Here is a 17701-nt window from a genome sequence, read left to right as displayed (position 1 = left end):
CTACTCAACCGATGGGGCCTTCCGCTTTCACGGCCCGTGAAAGTCGCCGCCGCTTCCGGTGGAGTACAGGTGATCCGCCGTTCGAGGCGGACTACAGGGACACTGGCTGGAAGAGGATATGAGAAGCAGATTTTCGCTACTTACTGGGGTCATGGTGCTGGCGCTCACCGCGCCGGGGGCGGCGGCGGCCGAGGAGGGGCCCGCGCCGCCCGCCACTCCTGTCACGGTCACCCTGATCACCGGAGACCGAGTGACACTGACCGGACCGGACGGCGGCTTCCTGGTAGAGCGGGGCGCAGGCCGTGCCGAGATCTCCTTCGTCATCGACAAGCAGGACGGGCGGCTTCGGGTGTTACCCAGCGACGCGGCCGTGCTGGTGCGCCGGGGACGGCTCGATCCGCGACTGTTCGACGTGTCGACGCTCGTCACGTTGGGCTACGACGACCGTCGCGGAGACCTGCCGCTCATCGTGACCGGCTCGGGGCCGGCGCTGGCCGGCGGGTTACGCTCGGCGATGACCGCGGGCGGCGCCCGGGTGACGCGGGAGCTGAGAGCGGTGTCCGGCCTGGCCGTACGGGCCGCGAAGCAGGACCGGGCCCGGTTCTGGAGCGGCGTCGCCGGCGATGGGCAGGCCCTGTCCGGCGGCGTGGGGAAGATCTGGCTGGACGGTCTGCGCAAGCCGACGCTGGACACCAGCGTCAAGCAGATCGGCGCACCCGCCGCGTGGGAGCGGGGCTACACCGGCGCCGGGGTGAAGGTGGCGGTGCTCGACACCGGCGTGGACGCCACGCACCCCGACCTGGCCGGCCGGGTGAGCGCGCAGGCCGACTTCACCGGATCCTCCGACGCCGCCGACCGCAACGGGCACGGCACCCACATCGCCTCCACCATCGCCGGCAGCGGCGCCGCCTCTGGTGGGACGTACAAGGGGGTCGCGCCCGCTGTCAGCATCCTGGCCGGGAAGGTCTGCGTGACCCTCTGCGAGGAGTCGGCGATCCTTGCGGGCATGCAGTGGGCCGGCGAGCAGGGCGCGAAGGTGGTCAACCTGAGCCTGGGCGGCGCCGACACCCCCGAGATCGATCCACTGGAGTCGGCGGTGGCGACGCTCACCCAGCGCTACGGCATGCTGTTCGTGGTCGCCGCGGGCAACAGCGGCAACGAGCGCTCGGTGGAGTCGCCGGCCAGCGCCGACGCGGCCCTGGCCGTGGGTGCCGTCACCAAGTCCGACGAGCTGGCCGATTTCTCCAGCAGAGGGCCACGCGCCGCCGACTCGGCGCTCAAGCCGGAGATCACCGCGCCCGGGGTGGACATCGTCGCCGCCCGCGCCAAGGACGCGCCGTTCGGCGAGGGCTCCTACGTCGCGATGTCGGGCACCTCGATGTCCACTCCGCACGTCGCCGGGGCTGCCGCGATCCTGGCCGGGCAGCACCCGGACTGGAGCCCGGGCACGCTCAAGGCGGCGTTGATGGGATCGGCGTCGCCCAACCCCGCGGTGGCCGTCTTCGACCAGGGCGCGGGCCGGGTCGACGTGGGACGGGCCACGGCCCAGGCGGTCACTGCCGAGCCGGGCGGCGTCGGCTTCGGCGTGCAGCAGTGGCCGCACGACGACGACAAGCCCCTCACACGGCAGGTCACCTACCGCAACCACAGAGCCGTGCCGGTGACGCTCAACGTGTCCGTGGAGAGCCAGGGCGACGCGAAGCCGTTCACGGTGAATCCCACGACTGTGACGGTGCCCGCGGGCGGGCAGGCCGACGTCTCGGTCACCGCCGACACCGCGGCGGCCCCGGTGGGATACCTCGGCGGCTACCTCGTCGCCGCCGGCGGCGACGTCCGAGTGAGCACGCCGCTGGCGGTGGAGAACGAGAGGGAGACCTACGCGCTGACCCTCGAACACACCGGCCGCGACGGCAGCCCGACCGCCGACTACCTCACCACGCTGCACCGGACCGACTCCTCCGGCATCGTCAAAAACATCACCGTGCAAGACTCCCGCGACGGCGCCGTCACGCTCCGCCTGCCCAAGGGCGGCTGGATGATCAGGAGCACCTTGTTCGACAGCGACCACGCCACCCAGCTGATCCACCCCGGCCTCGACCTTGCCGAGAACCAAACCCTCGACCTGGACGCCCGCCTGGGCAAACCGATCTCGGTCACCGTGCCCGACCCGTCGGCCGCCCAGGTCGACGCCCAGGTCACCTTCAGCGACGGAACGTTCTCCTATCCCCTCGTCTCGGAACGGTTCGAGAACCTGACGACCGCGCAGCTCGGCCCCGACCGGGCCTACGACGGGTCACTGACCCAGATCACCGGCACGTGGGCACCGCCCGGCGGCTCCCGCGTCTACCGGCTCGCATGGTTTCACGAGGGCGGCATGGTCACCGGGTTCCGCCGCGAAGTGGCCGTCCGTGACCTGGCGGCCATCCACACCACCTATGCCGCCCACCTGACCGGCGGCAGGGGGCGCGCCGCCGCAGCCGCCCAGCCGCCCGGCGGCCCGATCACCGACCTCCTGACCGAGACGACCTTCACCACGCCATCCGTGCGCACCGAATACGTCAACGCCGACGGCGGAACGAAGTGGCGCCGCTACTTCTGGGAGGACGGCTCCGAAGGCGGTGAGACCGCCTTCGAGTCAAGCCTCACCGGCTACACACCCGGCCGCGCCTACCGGGAATCGTGGAACCTGGGCGTCTTCTCTCCCGTCCTGGCGAGGGGCGAGGACCCCGGCGTGCTGACCCGCTCCGGGGACTCGATCCGGGCGAATGTGCCCATGTACGGCGACGGCGCCGGTCACGTCGGCTGGGCCGCGACCACCCGGGCGCGTGTCGCGCTCTACCGCGACGGCGTCCTGTTCGCCGAACGGTCCGAACTGGGAGGGAAGGGGTTCCGCGTCCCACCGGACGCGGCGAACTACCGGCTGGTCGTGGAGACCGAGCGGGGCGCACCCGCGACCCTGTCCACCCGTACCTCGGCCGCCTGGACATTCCGCTCCGACCACACCGAGGACGACAACCCGCTGCCGGTCTCCGTCGTCCGCTTCACCCCCGCGCTGGATGCCCGTAACACCGCACCCAGCGGCGAAACCTACCGGGTACCGGTCCGCGTGGAACGACAGCAGGGCTCGACCGCCGGTGAGGTGCGCGAGCTCACCGTGGAGGTCTCCGTCGACGACGGCGCCACCTGGAGCCCGGCCCAAATCCACAAGGGCCAGGTCACGGTGAACCACCCGGCCGCGGAGGGGTTCGTCTCCCTGCGCGCCAAAGCCGCCGACACCGCGGGCAACACCGTCGAGCAGACCGTCATCCGGGCCTACCGGATCGCACCCCGGAACTGACCGCGGGCCAGCGCCATCACGAAGACGGGCGCCCGCAACAAGATCGACGCCATCCGCATCGCGGAGGACGCCGGCTGGCTGTGACGCCCGGGGAGTCCGGCACCCCGGTAGGGCTCAGACGTCGGTGATGCGGATTCCGGCGTGGGCCTTGTAGCGGCGGTTGACCGAGATGAGGTTGGCCGTCAGCGCCTCGATCTGGTGCGCGTTGCGCAGCCGCCCGCCGTACACGCCGCGCACGCCCGGGATCACGTCCGCGAGCGCCTGCACCAGGTCGGTGGCCTCCCGGTCGTCGCCGAGGACGAGCACGTCGAGGTCCACCTTCTCCACGGCCGGGTCCAGCAGCACGACGGCCGACACGTGGTGGAAGGCGGCCACGACGCGGCTGTCCGGCAGGACGGCGGCGGCCTGCTGCGCGGCGCTGCCCTCCTCGACGGGCAGCGCGTAGGCGCCCTGCTTGTCGAAGCCGAGCGGGTTCACGCAGTCGACCACGATCTTCCCGGCCAGCTCGCCGCGCAGCGACTCCAGCAACGCCCGGTGCCCCTCGTACGGCACGGCCACGATCACGATGCCGGCCTCGGCGGCGACGTCCGCGTTCGCCGCGCCCCGGACGTTCGGGCCGATGGAGGCGGCCGCCTCCTGGGCGCGCTCGGCGCTCCGGGAGCCGATCAGCACCTCGTGCCCCGCCAGCGCGAAGCGCCGCGCCAGCCCCTTGCCCTGGTCGCCCGTGCCGCCCAGGATCGCGATGGAAAGCCCGCTCACGTCAGTCATACCCTCGATCATGCCAGCCCCTCCGCACCGGTCCGGCGCGGCCCCACCCGGGACGAAAAGGCTCACCCTGGACGAGAAGGGCCCGGCCGCCGAGTGGTTCTCTTCTAGTGGTCGTCGCAACACCGCAGATGAGAGGATGCGATGGACTTCGAGATCCGAGGACCGGGAACGCGCTCCGGGCCGCAGGGCGCTTTCCCGCGAACGGGCGGCATACTTGCGGCTCGTGCAGCAGGGCTTGAGCAACCAGGAGGCATGCCGGATCGTCGGCTGAACGCCCGGACCTCGCAAGACGCTCGACTGGGACACCCCGGCTGAACGCCTCGCAAAGCAACCGGCACCACTTGTGGATCTTGCCCGCCGGTGGCGCCGGCGGTAGCTCCGGAGCCCGTTCACCGTCCGTGCAATCAATCATGAACCGGGCCGGGTGGGAGTGCGCGGATCTGCCGATGAGCGCGCACCCCTGGCTTCCGGTGCGACGTCACGTGACGAGCACGGCGGTGAGCATCGAGAGATACGACTCATGGGCGAGACGCAGGCTGTCAAGATCGGACGTCTCGAACCACGCCACAGCGTCGTGCTCGTCCGGCGCGGCGTTGACGGGTGTTCCGGTCCACCTGTCGACCAACCAGATCTGCATGTCGAACGTCGCGGTCCGGATTTCATGCATCGGCGGGCTGGACGGCTCCGATACCGTGATTCCCAACTCCTCCCGAAGCTCGCGGACAAGGCTCTCTTTCGGATCCTCCCCCTCCTCAACATGACCGCCCGGCAGGTCCCACACGTCGGGATACCAACGGCGTCCGGCGCTTCGATGACACAGCAACACCCGATCGCCGTCGCGAAGAACGGCCGCCACAATCCGGACCGGACCGGAGTCGTCAGCAGAGATCGTCATCGGCACATTCTGACCCATGCGGATCTGCCGCAGACAAGGCGCGTCCCGCCTCCGACACCCGTCACCGTGCGTGCGGAGTCACGAACAAAGCCGCGTGAGGCTGGAGTGCCTGTTCCTGCAACCCTTGATCACGGCGTCGTCTGCGCCAGTTCCTCAAGCTGTTGGACGACCTTGTCGATCGGCGCAGAAGCGTCAATCTCGACAGTGGAGGTGGCCCTGAGCAGCGGCTCCACGTTGGCCAGATCGCGCAGGACGGCCTCACGTTCCTCAGGGCGCTTGCCGAAGGGGTTGTTGGTGCGCGTCGCGATGCGGCCAAGCATGATCTCAGCGGGAGCGCTGAGGAGGACGACGTGGTCGAATTGCGGGTAGAACCGACCCTGATGGGACTTGCAACCGGCCACGAAGAGGGCGCCCTCACCATGGTTGGCGAGCAGGTCGCTGATGGCTGGCTCCCGCCACACCCAATCAGTGGATCCGTCCGACAGGATCACCCAGTGGCTCCACTGGTCGGTGTCAGTATCGACGGCGCGATGACCCCGGGCCGCCAGCATCTCCAACGCCGTGGACTTTCCGGTGCCAGACATCCCCGTGACCAAGATCTTCGCCATCAGCCGAGACTACCGAACCGCCCTAGTCTCGACTGGCTTCATGTCACCCATGTTGGCGATCTGCTGGGGTCCGGCTATGGGTTTCCGTAGTCCCCCGCAATGCGGGACTACGGAAACCCACCTGCATCGCTATGCTGGCCGCCGCCAGTAAGTGATCATCGTGTTGCGACGGCCTCTCGAATCCACCGTGGGACGTGCGGGCCCTGGCAGGTCGCGGGTGGTCAGCAGTTGCCGGTGGCGGGCAGGCCGATCAGCCGGAGCGCCAGCCACTCGATCGCCAGCGGGCCGCCCTCGACCGCCCCCAGGACGTGGGAGCCGGCGGGCAGCGAGGTCCAGCGGACGGTGGCGCCGGCCCGGCAGTACTCGGAGCGCAGCGTCGCGCCGACGGCCTGCGGGATGATCTCGTCGCCCCGGGCGTGGTAGAGGAACAGCGGCGCCTTCGGCGCGACCGCGCCGAGGCGGTTCTCGTTGAGGCGGACCCGCCACTTGGGCAGGTCGAGCAGGTCGACCGGGCTCAGGTCGGAGAAGCTCAGCCCGGCCAGCTTGTCCAGCTCGCCCACGCAGTCGTCGGCCGCGTCGCCCAGCAGCGCCCGGCCGCGGTCGTTGAGGTCGGCTTCGAGGTCCAGCTCGGGGTAGGCGGCGTCGAGTCCGACCCCGGCCGCCGCGGCCAGGCCGAAGTTCGCGTCGCCGTCCAGGTGGGCGGCCACCGCCCGCAGGTCGGCCGGGACGCCGCCGGCCGCCACACCCTTGAGCCGCAGGTCGGGCGCGTACGAGGGCTGGAGCTGCGCCGCCCAGCCGGCGGACGCGCCGCCCTGCGAGTAGCCCATGACGGCGACCGGGGCGCGGTCGGACAGGCCCGCGCCGGACACCCGCGTCGCCGCCCTGACGGAGTCGAGCACGGCGTGGCCCTGCGAGACGCCCACCATGTACGTGTGCTGCCCCGGCGTGCCGAGACCCTCGTAGTCGGTGATCGCCACCGCGAACCCCTTGAGCAGGAACAGGCTCACCAACGCCAGCTCGGCCTCACGGCCCTGGCTCATGCTGACGGAGGGGGCGCACTGGTCGCCGAGGCCGTGGGTGCCGGTGGCGTAGCCGACGATGGGCCGCCTGCCCAGGGCGTACGCCGCCTTGGGGACGAGGAGCGTGCCGGACACCGTGTTGATCTGCCCGGTGGCGGAGGTGGAGTGGTAGAGCAGGTGCCACGCGTCGACCGGGACCTCGAGAAGCTTCCCGGGCAGGAGGTAGACGGTGGTCGGCTCGGCGGAGACCACGTCACCGGGCGCGGCCGCGTGGGCCGGCGTGGCGACGAGTGATGCGATCAATAACACGATCATGGACATGCTGACGCGGACACGTAAGGTCATGTGCCGGCCCTCTCCGTGGGGGATCGCTGTTCGGGACGGCGGCGCCGCGAGCCGATCGTTACCCGGCGGTAACCACCTGTCAAGGCCCGAAATGACACCGAAACGGCACTGAAGTCAGGCAGGGAGGGCGGCGAACCGGGCGGACGGGGCGACGAGGCGGCGGCGGTCATGCACTATGGGGCGATGGACTCTGGTTCGGTGGACTTCCTCCGCGAGCTCCTCGCCGAGACCGGATGGGTGGAGCGCACCCGCGAGTTCGGCCTCGCGCTGCGGGCGACCCGCTCCCCCGGCGGACTGCTCCTCGTGGGCACACCCGAGGACGAGCCGTGGCACCTGACGGCGCACCTGGCCGACGAGGCGCGGCTGTCGGGCCTGCCGCAGCTCGCCCCCACCCTCGTCCGCTGGTCGCCGCCGCCGGGCGCGCCCGAGCACCTGCGGGTCGGCCTCGACCGCGTGCGGCAGGCGGGCCGCGGCGAGACGCTGTTCGTGGTGGCGGAGGGGCAGGCCCCGGTCCCGCTGCTCGAACGCGTGGACGACGCCCGCCGTGTCGGCGCGACGATCCTCGCGCTGGAGGGCGCCCATCCGGAGGTGGCGGGGCTCGCGCACGACGCGATCGCCGTGCCGCCGGAGGGGCTGGTCACCTTCGACGGCGCCCAGCACCTGGTGAGCGCCGCCGCCGGCGAGCTGCCCGGCAACCCGGGGCTGCGCGAGCGGCTGGCCCGCCTGCTGGAGAAGGTCACCGGCCCCAGGGTGACCGACTGACGGGTTCGTCGCCGCTGAAACTTTCAGGGCGTCAGCGCCTCACCCCTCTCCCTCCGCCGCCCGCCCTGACCTGGGAGGACCCACCGGTTCCGCCGGAAGGCGGCGGGCCTGTCGCCGCCGCCGGGGAGCGGCCGGCCACCGTCGCTTCCCACCCCGACCGGGCTGTGCTTGACTCGACCGCACCGAGGGAAAGCGCTTACCAAAACTCTCGGAGCGGGCCCGCACTCATCTTCGATGGGAGTTCGACGTGCGTGAAAAGGAACGATTCGGCATGAGACTGGCGGTCGGGCTGGCCGCGGGGCTCCTGGCCGCCGGAGGGCTGGTGGCGGTGTCCGTCACACCGGCCTCGGCGGCGCCGGCCAACGGCGACTACACGCTGGTCAACGCCGGCAGCGGGCTGTGCGCCGCGGTGCCCGGCCAGAGCACCGGCGACGGCGTGCAGCTCGTGCAGAGCACCTGCGCCGGCGGCGCCGGACAGGTCTTCACGGTCACCGCCTCGGGCGGGGGCTACCAGCTCAAGGCGCGGCACAGCGGCAAGTGCGCGGGCGTCCGCGACGCCTCCACCAGCGCGGGCAAGGCGGTCCAGCAGGAGGGTTGCACCGGGGCGGCCTCACAGACGTGGCAGCTCACCACGTCCGGGTCCGGCTACCGGGTGGTCAACGGCAACGGCGGCAAGTGCCTCAACGTCAAGGACAACTCCACCGCGGCCGACGCCCTCCTGCAGCAGAACTCCTGCGACAGCGTGGCCACCAAGCAGTGGACGCTGCGGCCGGCCGACGGCTCCTCCCCCGACCCCACCCCGACGGTCACCCCCACGGTCACACCGACCAGCGGAGGCGGCGACGGCAGCGGACCGTGGCCGACCGCCCAGGGCAGCGTCAAGATGAACGCGACGCAGAGCGTCGGCAGCTTCTTCGACGGCGGCATGAAGAGCTACTACGGCATCGGCGACGGCGGCCAGAGCGAGAGCCAGGACCCGATGTTCGAGGTGGCGAACGGCGGCACGATCCAGAACGTCATCATCGACGCCCCGGCCGGCGACGGCATCCACTGCCTGGGCTCCTGCACCATCCGCAACGTGTGGTGGAACGACGTCGGCGAGGACGCCGCCACGTTCCTGAGCTCCAGCTCCTCGGCGACCTACCTGGTCGACGGCGGCGGCGCCAAGTCGGCGTCGGACAAGGTCTTCCAGCACAACGGAGCCGGCACGGTGACCATCAGGAACTTCCAGGTCCAGAGCGCCGGCAAGCTCTACCGGGCGTGCGGCAACTGCTCGACCTCCTACCAGCGCCACGTGGTGATGAACGGCGTCACCGCCCGCAGCACCTCGGCCCTGGCCGGGATCAACACCAACTGGGGCGACACCGCGCGGTTCAGCAGGATCACCGTGTACGGCACCAGCACCAGTATCTGCGACAAGTACAAGGGCGTGCCCAAGGGCAGCGAGCCCACCAAGATCGGGTCCGGAGCCGACGGCACGAACTGCATCTACTCCGCGTCCGACATCACCTACAAGTAACCGCTCCTGACGGATGCGGCGGGCTCAGACCGGCTGGAGGTGGGCCTTCAGGCTCGCCTCCAGCGCGGCCGTGGCGTCCTCGATCGCCCCGATCACCACCGCCTGCACCGGATCGGGCTCGCCCGACCGCGTGCGGCTGACCCGGGTCACGGCGTCGAGCCGCCGCGCCCCCACCTCCCGCAGCTCGCTCACCCGGACCTCGCCCTCCGGCACGTCGAGCAGGGCCAGGGTGGGCACGATCGCCACCCCGTGCCCGGCCGCCACCAGCGCCAGCGCCGGGCCGAACTCCGTGATGACGTGGACCTTGCGCGGCTCGAAGCCGTGCAGCCCGGCGAGCCGGTCCAGCGCCTGGCCGCACGCCTGGTCCGGCTCGCCGGCCACCCACGGCACGTCCGCCAGGTCCGCCATGGAGCGCGGCGGGCTGGTCCAGCCGGGGGGCACCACGATGCGGTACTCGTCGACGTAGAGGGCGCGGGTGGCCAGAGACGGCTGCGACAGAACGGGCAGGCTCATGTCCTGCTCGGTGATGAGGACGTCCACGGCGCCCAGCCGCAGCTCCTGGAGGGCGGGCTGGCCGTACACCTCGTGGATGATCGGCGTGATGCGCGGATGGCGGGCCGCCAGGTCGCGCAGGGCGGGCACCAGCATGTGCTTGATCACCGTGGGGAACGCGGCGATGCGCACGGGCCCCGCCAGCCGCTCGGTGAACCGCGTGAGCTCCCGCCGGGCCTCGGCCAGCTCGTCCTCGACGCGCTCGGCGTAGCCGGCGAGCACCCGGCCGGCCGGGGTGAGCGACACGCGCCGCTGGGAGCGGTCGATGAGGGCCAGGCCCACCTCGCGTTCGAGCTGGGCGAGCTGCTGGGAGACTGCGGAGGGCGTCAGGAACAGGGCCTCGGCGGCACGCATGACCCCGCCGCGGCGGGCCACCTCGTGCAGGACACGGAGGCGCCGGGGGTCGATGTCCATACAGGAGAGCTTACTTGGCGCTGTAGATACCTTTAATTGCACTTTATGGCAATTAATTCAGACAATGGGTGCATGGATTTCCTGTTCGAGGTGGCCGGCTGGCTCGGCGCGGGCCTCCTCCTGCTCGGGTACGGCCTGGTCTCCGCCGGCCGCATGCCCGCCGGCGGCGCCGCGTACCAGGTCGTGAACCTCACCGGCTCGCTCGCGCTGATGGCCAACAGCGCCCGCAACGACGCCTGGCCCTCGGCCGGCCTCAACCTCGTCTGGGCCGTGATCGGCGCGGTCGCGCTGGTCAGGCTCGTCCGGATCGGGGCGGCGGCGTGATCGTCGAGTTGAGTCACCGCATCGTCGAGGGCATGGTCACCTACCCGGGGGTGCCGGGCCCGGTGCTCGGCACGCACCTGAGCCGGGAGGCGTCACGCGAGGTGTACGCCCCGGGCACCGAGTTCCACATCGGGACGATCACCCTGGCCGCCAACACCGGCACCTACCTCGACACGCCCCACCACCGCTACGCCGGCGGCCCCGACCTGTCCCAGGTGCCGCTGAGCAGCCTGGCCGACCTGCCCGGGGTCGTGGTCCGGGCGCGCGGCACCGGCAGCCGGGAGATCACCGTCGACCCGGACCTCGACGTGCGGGGCCGGGCCGTGCTCATCCACACCGGCTGGGACCGCCACTTCGGCACGGACGCCTACCTCCACGGGCACCCCTACCTCGCCCCGGAGTCGGCGCGGCTGCTCGCCGAGCGGGGCGCGGCGCTCGTCGGCATCGACTCGCTCAACATCGACGACACCCCGCCGCGCGGCGAGCGACCCGCGCACACGATCCTGCTCGCGGCCGGGATACCGCTCGTGGAGCACCTCACGGGCCTGGAGGCGCTGCCCGAGGAGGGTTTCAGGTTCCACGCCGCGCCGCCGATGGTGGCGGGCATGGGCACCTTCCCCGTACGGGCCTACGCGGTCGTCCCCTGAGGGAGCGGGTCCGGCCGGCTCAGTCGTCGTCCTGGTCGGCCTCTTCCCATGCCTTGTTACGGTCCGCCGCGCGCTGCAGGGCGCCGGCGGCCTCCTGCTCGCTCGCGTAGGGACCCATCCGGTCCTTGTTGGGGCAGCCGTTCTCCGGCTCGACCCGCATGTGCTTGAGGCAGAACCACCACTGGCCATCGCTCACGAGGGCTATTCTGCCCCGTAGACTCGTCTTTCATGACGACACTGCTCCAGCCAGGGCGAGTCTCGCCCATGCGAAAGGTCCCCGCCCACATCGAGCGGCCGGAGTACGTCGGAAAGAAGCGCCCCAAGACCGGCGAGGCCGACGTCAAGACCCCCGAGATGATCGAGCGCATGCGCGTGGCGGGCCGGATCGCCGCGCAGGCCCTCGAAGAGGTCGGCAGGAACGTGCGGCCGGGAGTCACCACCGACGAGCTCGACCGGATCGGGCACGAGTTCCTGCTGGACCACGACGCCTATCCGAGCACGCTCGGCTACAAGGGCTACCCCAAGTCGCTGTGCACGTCGATCAACGAGGTCATCTGCCACGGCATCCCCGACGACACCGTGCTGCGCGAGGGCGACATCGTCAACGTCGACATCACCGCCTTCATCGGCGGCGTCCACGGCGACACCGACGCCACGTACCTGGTGGGCGAGGTCGACGAGGAGTCGCGGCTGCTGGTGGAGCGCACCCGCGAGGCGACGATGCGGGCCATCAAGGCCGTCGCCCCGGGCCGGCAGCTCAACGTGGTGGGCCGGGTCATCGAGGCGTACGCCAAGCGGTTCGGCTACGGCGTGGTGCGCGACTTCACGGGTCACGGCATCGGCACGACGTTCCACTCGGGGCTGGTGGTGCCGCACTACGACGACCCGTCGCTGCGGGTGGAGCTGGTGCCGGGCATGACGTTCACGATCGAGCCGATGCTGACGCTGGGCACGATCGAGTACGACATCTGGCCCGACGGGTGGACGGCGGTGACCAGGGACCGCAAGCGCACGGCCCAGTTCGAGCACACGATCGTGGTGACCGAGACGGGCAGCGAGATCCTCACCACCCCCTAGAGCTCCAGCGGTAGATCGTGACCACCGTTCCGGTGCGGTGCGTCGCCGCTGGTGGTGGCCGCCCGCCGCGGGATGATTCCCTCCAGCAGGAGGTCGGTATCCCGGCGGCAGGTCGTGACCTTGCCGCCGGGCTGCCGGAACATGCGGACGGCCACCGTGAGTGGGGCCTCGCCCCCGGGCGCGGGCGCTGGTGCGGGGATCGCCGGCGGACCCGCGGTCAGCGCCGGGGCACCGCCGCGGTGACGGTGGTGCCCTCGCCCTTCACACTGCTGACCGACAGGTTGCCGCCGACCCCGGCGAAGGCGGCCCGCATCCGGGCGATGCCGCGCCCCGCCTTGTCCTGCGGGAAGCCGCGGCCGTGATCGCTCACGGTCATGCGCAGGCCGCCGGTGCCCGCGGTGACGGCCACCGACACGACGCTCGCGCCGCTGTGCCCCTCCACGTTGGCCAGCGCCTCACGCAGCGCCTCCAGGACGGCCTGGGCGACGGGGGCCGGCACGTCGGCGGCGGGCAGGGCCCAGATCTCCACGCGGATGCCGGTGCGCTCCGACCACTGCGTCAACTGGCTCTCAAGGGTCTCGGCGAGGCCCCGCCCCTCACGCATGCGCGTTTCTTCCACCTCTGCTCGCCTTCCTGGGCATCCCGGACTCCTGGCCGGACCCCACACCGGCGTCACGCGCCGGATGTGCGACCCCCCTCAAGGTCTCGCACATCCCTGCGGGAAGGTGATGCCCATCTCCCCGTACGGCAAGGCTACCTGGCGGGTGGGAGGCGTACGGCGGGAGGATAGATCCCCCTGCCCGTACGGCTACGCGCCCCCGCGTGGTCAGTCGGGCTGGTCGGCCTTGTCCGCCTTGTCGGCGCGGTCGAGGCGGGCCAGGTAGGCGTTGTAGGCGTCGAGCTCCGGGTCGCGCACGCCGCGGTCGGCCCGCCGGTCGCCGCGGCGCGCCTTGCGGTCCTCGTCGCCGTACCACTGCACGGCGATGGCCAGCAGCACGATGAGGGTGGGGATCTCGCCGAAGCCCCAGGCGATCGCGCCGCCGTCACGCTGCTCGTCGATGAGCGGACCGCCCCAGGTGCGGCTGAGCTGCTCGTACCAGTCGGAGGCGATGACCGTGCCGGTCATCATGAGCGCGACGCCGAAGAACGCGTGGAACGGCATCGTGACGAACAGCGTCAGCAGCTTGCCCACGTACGGCAGGCGGTGCGGAGCCGGGTCGACGCCGATGATGACCCAGAAGAACAGCGACCCGCTGAGCAGGAAGTGCAGGGTCATCGTGATGTGCCCGAGGTGCTCCTCCATGGCCGAGGCGAACAGCGGCGTGAAGTACAGCGCGTACGTCGAGACGATGAACAGGGCGGTGGCGATGCCCGGGTGGCCGACCACCTTCACGAAGCGGCTGTGCAGGATCGTGGTCAGCCACTCGCGCGGTCCGCGGTCGCCGCGCCGGGCGGCCGGCTTGAGCGCGCGCAGGGCGAGCGTGACCGGGGCGCCCAGCACGAGGAAGATCGGCACGATCATGGCCAGGATCATGTGCTCGATCATGTGCACGTCGAACATGACCTTGGCGTAGCGAGCCAGGCCGCTCTGCGTGGCGATGACGAGGATCGCCACCCCGACGAACCAGGAGGCGGTGCGGCCCCACGGCCAGGCGTCGCCCCGCCGCAGGAGCCGGATCACCCCGGCCGCGTACAGACCGGCCAGGACCGCGGCCACGAGCGCGAAGAACAGGTCGAACCACCACAGCGCGGCCAGGTTGGCCGGCGAGATCGGCGGCGGCATCGGGAAGCCGAGCAGCTCGAAGGCCCGGTCGGCGGGGAGGCTGACCTCCGGCGGGCGGGTGCGCGACAGCGCGACGGCGAGGCCGACGGTGGCCGCCATGAGCAGCGCCTCGCCCGCCGCCAGCCGGGTGAAGGCGCCGGGCCGGCCGCCCTGCAGGGCGGAGACGGTGCGCTCCCGGTGCCACCAGCCGGCGTAGCCGAGCAGCACGAACGCGACGATCTTCGCCACGACCAGCACACCGTACGACGACGTCCACAGGTCGGAGACGTCGGAGAGCCGGGCGACGACGCTGAACACCCCGGACACGCCCACGCCGATGTAGCACCACAGGGCCATCCGGGAGAAGCGGGCGGCGGCGATGTCGAGCCGCGGCTCGCGGCGGGCGGCGTGCACGGCGAGGACCACGAGGCCGCCGACCCACAGCGCGAGTACCAGCAGGTGCAGCGACAGGGCGGAGGTGGCCAGGTTGTGGTTCGGCGAGGAGGAGGCGTGCCCGGTGAGGGCCGGCGGCAGCAGCGTGGCCAGCGCGAACGCCAGCAGCCCGGCCGCGGAGCCGGCGGTGATGGCGCCCCGGGAGAACAGCGAGATGGCCACCGCGAACAGGATGACCAGCGTCAGCGCGATGCCCTGGCTGGTCTGGGTGGCGTAGGAGCTGAGGTAGTTGCCGGTGGAGACGGCCTGGAGGACGGGCTGCCCCCAGGAGTCGGAGACCTCGAAGACCAGGGTGAGGAAGGCGCTGCCGGCCCAGGTCAGAGCGGCCCAGGAGGAGGCCCGGACGTAGCCGGTGGCGGTCGTGCCGAGCATGCCCTTGTCGTTGGGCAGCAGCGCGGTGGCCGCCAGGAGCAGGCCCACGGTGAGGACTCCGGCGGCGTCCATCGCCAGCTTGGCCAGCGGCAGTCCCCAGCGGGTGAGCACGCCGGCGTCGGGCAGGCCGGCGATGATCCGGGGGAAGGCCGCGCCTCCGACGATCATGGCGATCACCAGGGCGGCGACCGCCGCTGCCGCCGCCGCGAGCGCGAGCCGCGCGGCCCTCGTCACGGCCGCTTCTTGCGCATGCTGATGAGGAAGCCGACGCCGATCCCGGCGAGCGCGCCGACGACGACCAGCAGCCAGACGGGGAACGTGGCCGAGGAGGCGCCCTGCGCGGCCTGCGCCGTCGCCGCGGCGGGGGCCGAGGCCGCGGAGGAGGCGGGGGCCGCGGAGGGCGGCTGCGACGGCGTGGCGACCGGCTGGGCCGCCGCCGTCTCGGACGCCTGCGCCTCAGGCTTGGGAGCGCCCTTCACGGTGAACGGGATCTCGCCCTCGATGGGGTGGCCGTCGGAGGAGACGACGCGGTAGGCGATGGTGTACGCGCCGTCGGCCAGCGTCTCCTTGAGCCGCTGGAGGACCGCCGGCCCGTCGGCTTCGGCCGCCCCCGCCTGGTGCTGGGCGCCGTCGGCTCCCCGGACGATCACGAACGGCATCCGCACCCCGGCGCTGAACACCAGCTTCACCTGCTCGACGGTCTTGACCGTGGAGCCCTTGGCCGGGTCGCTGCTCTTGAGCGAGTCGTGCGCCAGGGCGGGCCCGGCGGTGCCGAGCAGGAACAGGGCGGCGAGGAACGCGGCGACTGCCGCGATCAGAGGTCTCTTCATGGCACCTCCAGGCTACCGACGCCACCGCCCGGTCCCTACCTCGGTTACAGCCCCGCGCAGGCGAGCGCTCGCCGGTAGGCCTCGACGCTGCCGTCGGCGTCGCCCAGCAGCTCCATGGTCTCCGCCGCGGCGTACCAGGTGCCGGCGACGCGACGGGAGTCGGGCAGCGGCGTGAGCCAGTCGCGCACCGCATTGAGCTCGCGCTCGGCGTCGGAGACGCGACCGAGCCCGCCGTAGGCGCGGCTCAGCAGCAGGTGCGCCTCGGCCTCCTGCGCCCCCGCGGTCGTCGGCATCAGCTCCTGCCCGGAGCTGCCGTGCCGGACGGCCTGCTCGTAGTTGCCCGCCATGACCTCGGCGCGGGCCAGCTCGACCTGGGCGTTGGCCCGGTCGAGCGTGCTCGCGGAGGTCTGCGCGAGCTCGTCCTCGGCCCGCAGCAGTATCGCGCGGACCTCGTCGAGGGCCTCCGGGTGGACGCGCAGCTTCAGGGCCGCGTAGGCGACGCGGGTGCGGGCGAGGCTGCGCGGCTGGCCGGTCTCCGACTGGATGGCCAGGGCGCGCTCCAGGAAGGCCAGGGACTCCTCACCGTGGCCGGAGCTCTCGGCCACGACCGCGGCGTTCCAGTTGGCGGCGATGACCGCCCTGGGCGTGCCGAGCATGTCGGCGGCGTTGAGCAGCTCGGCGGCGAACTGGCGGGCGCGCAGCAGGTCGCCGCTGTAGAAGTAGGCCGACAGCAGCGTGGCGCCGAGCTCCACCATGCCGTCGGTCCAGGCCGGGCGGGCCGGGCCGCCGAGGACGGCCTCCCCGACCTTGATCGCTTCGCTGAGCCGGTCGCTCTGCCGGTAGACGCGGCACAGGGCGACCGCGATCTCGATCCGCCGGTCGGGGCTGACGTCCTCGTCCTGCAGCCGGCCGAGCATGGAGATCGCCTCCTCCAGCTCTCCGCACGCCTCCAGCGCCAGCGCCAGCCCGAACTGGGTGTCTTGACGCAGTCCCGTGAGACCTGCGAGGTTGTGGTTGGCCAGCAGCTCGGCGAAACGGGTGCGGGCCTCCCGCACCTCACCGTTCTCGAGAGCCATCCTCGCGTAGCCGAGCGCGAGCTCGATGTCCTCCATCTGCTCGGCGGTCACGCCGTTGAGGAGATAGGACAGCGAACAGTCCAGTTTCTGGGCCAGGAGCTCCAGGACGGCAGGCGTCGGAGTACGCTTGCCACTTTCGATCAGGGAGACGTAGCTGTCCGACAACTCCGGATGCGCGAGCTGCGCCTGGGACAGACCCCGCTGCCGCCTCACCGTCTTGATACGGAGTCCGATCAGGTCAGATGTGGTCACAGGTCCCGCTCCCTGAGAGGATGATGTCCGAGCAACCCATAGGCGAGGGAGAACCCCCATGCGCACGCGCATTGCCCTGTCCGTACTCGTTGCGTTGTTGACGGCAGGTGTGGCCGTCGCAGGCAATGCTACGGCCGCGACAGCCGACTCGTCTCCATCCCAGTCGGACCAAATCATGGCGAAGTTTGACATTCCTATGTGCTGCTGACCGCAGCAAACGCTGAATCGGTGCCGGAGCCGCACCACGGTGTGGGCATGGCCGGTGCCGCCTTCCGCACGGCGGCATCGGCAGGTATGTCCCCCCATCAGGCGCCTCCGGCACGGCGCCGCCTCATCACCCGGCCCGTAGCGCCAGGAAGAAGTCGACCCGGTCGGCCATCGACGACAGGTCACGGCCGGTGAGCTCCTCCACCCGCCCGATCCGGTAACGCACCGTGTTGACGTGCACGTGCAGCCTCTCTCCGCAGGCGTTCCACGAGCCCGCGCAGTCCAGGAACGTGCCGAGCGTCCGCACCAGGTCCGACTGGTGCCGCCGGTCATAGGCGATCAGCGGCCCCAGCAACCGGTCGGCGAACGAGCGCCGCACGTCGCCCGGCACCGTGGCCAGCAGCAGCGCGTGCGTGTAGATCTCGTCGCTGGTCACCACCCCGCCCGAGCGGGCCTCCGCCAGCCGCCTGGCGTGCGCGGCC

General features: G+C 71.6%; 17 protein-coding genes. 6 read left to right on the top strand and 11 right to left on the bottom strand.

Features of this window, described 5'->3' with window-relative positions; translation table 11 throughout:
• Positions 1-118 precede the first annotated feature (118 nt).
• Positions 119-3337, top strand: coding sequence for a S8 family serine peptidase (locus ABZS51_RS19835; protein ID WP_355442802.1), 3219 nt, complete (start codon positions 119-121; stop codon positions 3335-3337).
• Positions 3338-3451: 114 nt separating this feature from the next.
• On the opposite strand, the gene npdG is transcribed toward ABZS51_RS19835, so the two are convergent.
• The 4 genes from npdG to ABZS51_RS19815 form a co-directional block, all read right to left on the bottom strand.
• Positions 3452-4105 carry an NADPH-dependent F420 reductase gene (gene npdG, locus ABZS51_RS19830; RefSeq protein WP_355442799.1) on the bottom strand — a complete coding sequence of 218 codons (654 nt, stop codon included), beginning with the start codon at positions 4103-4105 and terminating at the stop codon, positions 3452-3454.
• A gap of 478 nt (positions 4106-4583) precedes the next feature.
• Positions 4584-5000 carry an NUDIX domain-containing protein gene (locus ABZS51_RS19825; protein ID WP_355442796.1) on the bottom strand — a complete coding sequence of 139 codons (417 nt, stop codon included), beginning with the start codon at positions 4998-5000 and terminating at the stop codon, positions 4584-4586.
• Positions 5001-5128: 128 nt separating this feature from the next.
• Positions 5129-5608, bottom strand: coding sequence for an AAA family ATPase (locus tag ABZS51_RS19820; RefSeq protein WP_355442793.1), 480 nt, complete (start codon positions 5606-5608; stop codon positions 5129-5131).
• 221 nt (positions 5609-5829) lie between these two features.
• Positions 5830-6930, bottom strand: coding sequence for a lipase family protein (locus tag ABZS51_RS19815; protein WP_355442790.1), 1101 nt, complete (start codon positions 6928-6930; stop codon positions 5830-5832).
• Between the two features lie 225 nt (positions 6931-7155).
• On the opposite strand from ABZS51_RS19815, the gene ABZS51_RS19810 reads away from it, so the two are divergent.
• Together ABZS51_RS19810 and ABZS51_RS19805 are read left to right on the top strand one after the other, a co-directional pair.
• Entirely contained in the window at positions 7156-7734 is a 579-nt protein-coding gene (locus ABZS51_RS19810; protein ID WP_310715225.1) for a hypothetical protein, read from the top strand.
• A 271-nt stretch (positions 7735-8005) separates the two neighbouring features.
• Positions 8006-9253, top strand: coding sequence for a pectate lyase (locus ABZS51_RS19805; protein ID WP_355442787.1), 1248 nt, complete (start codon positions 8006-8008; stop codon positions 9251-9253).
• 24 nt (positions 9254-9277) lie between these two features.
• Here ABZS51_RS19805 and ABZS51_RS19800 read toward each other — a convergent pair whose 3' ends face one another.
• A complete protein-coding gene (locus ABZS51_RS19800) occupies positions 9278-10219 on the bottom strand; it encodes a LysR family transcriptional regulator (protein WP_355442784.1) in 942 nt (313 codons plus the stop codon).
• A gap of 72 nt (positions 10220-10291) precedes the next feature.
• On the opposite strand from ABZS51_RS19800, the gene ABZS51_RS19795 reads away from it, so the two are divergent.
• Both ABZS51_RS19795 and ABZS51_RS19790 read left to right on the top strand, forming a co-directional pair.
• The gene (locus tag ABZS51_RS19795) at positions 10292-10543 is read left to right on the top strand and encodes a hypothetical protein (protein WP_310715231.1); all 252 of its coding nucleotides are present in this window, start codon (positions 10292-10294) and stop codon (positions 10541-10543) included.
• The gene (locus tag ABZS51_RS19790) at positions 10540-11190 is read left to right on the top strand and encodes a cyclase family protein (protein ID WP_355442780.1); all 651 of its coding nucleotides are present in this window, start codon (positions 10540-10542) and stop codon (positions 11188-11190) included. Before ABZS51_RS19795 ends, ABZS51_RS19790 begins: the two co-directional genes overlap by 4 nt.
• 19 nt (positions 11191-11209) lie before the next feature.
• On the opposite strand, the gene ABZS51_RS19785 is transcribed toward ABZS51_RS19790, so the two are convergent.
• Positions 11210-11386 (bottom strand): hypothetical protein, encoded by a 177-nt coding sequence (locus ABZS51_RS19785; protein ID WP_310715235.1) that lies wholly within the window; start codon positions 11384-11386, stop codon positions 11210-11212.
• Between the two features lie 32 nt (positions 11387-11418).
• Here ABZS51_RS19785 and map point away from each other — a divergent pair, with 32 nt between their 5' ends.
• Positions 11419-12267 (top strand): type I methionyl aminopeptidase, encoded by an 849-nt coding sequence (gene map, locus ABZS51_RS19780; protein ID WP_355442776.1) that lies wholly within the window; start codon positions 11419-11421, stop codon positions 12265-12267.
• Positions 12268-12484: 217 nt separating this feature from the next.
• Here the strand turns inward: map and ABZS51_RS19775 are convergent, their stop codons facing one another.
• From ABZS51_RS19775 to ABZS51_RS19755, 5 genes are all read right to left on the bottom strand, one after another.
• Positions 12485-12871 (bottom strand): ATP-binding protein, encoded by a 387-nt coding sequence (locus ABZS51_RS19775; RefSeq protein ID WP_355442773.1) that lies wholly within the window; start codon positions 12869-12871, stop codon positions 12485-12487.
• 222 nt (positions 12872-13093) lie between these two features.
• Entirely contained in the window at positions 13094-15088 is a 1995-nt protein-coding gene (locus ABZS51_RS19770; protein WP_355442770.1) for a cytochrome c oxidase assembly protein, read from the bottom strand.
• A complete protein-coding gene (locus ABZS51_RS19765; RefSeq protein ID WP_355442767.1) occupies positions 15085-15684 on the bottom strand; it encodes a copper resistance CopC family protein in 600 nt (199 codons plus the stop codon). Before ABZS51_RS19765 ends, ABZS51_RS19770 begins: the two co-directional genes overlap by 4 nt.
• Before the next feature lie 44 nt (positions 15685-15728).
• Complete coding sequence (locus tag ABZS51_RS19760; protein WP_355442764.1) at positions 15729-17012, bottom strand: helix-turn-helix transcriptional regulator; 1284 nt, start codon at positions 17010-17012, stop codon at positions 15729-15731.
• A gap of 334 nt (positions 17013-17346) precedes the next feature.
• The coding region (locus tag ABZS51_RS19755; protein ID WP_355442761.1) for a helix-turn-helix domain-containing protein at positions 17347-17701 on the bottom strand (355 nt) is incomplete at its 5' end.

It is taken from the genome of Nonomuraea sp. NPDC005501 (assembly GCF_040605905.1).
Lineage (GTDB): Bacteria > Actinomycetota > Actinomycetes > Streptosporangiales > Streptosporangiaceae > Nonomuraea.
Note: the sequence above shows the minus strand (reverse complement) of the source record. Positions and strands in the feature narration are given on the sequence as shown.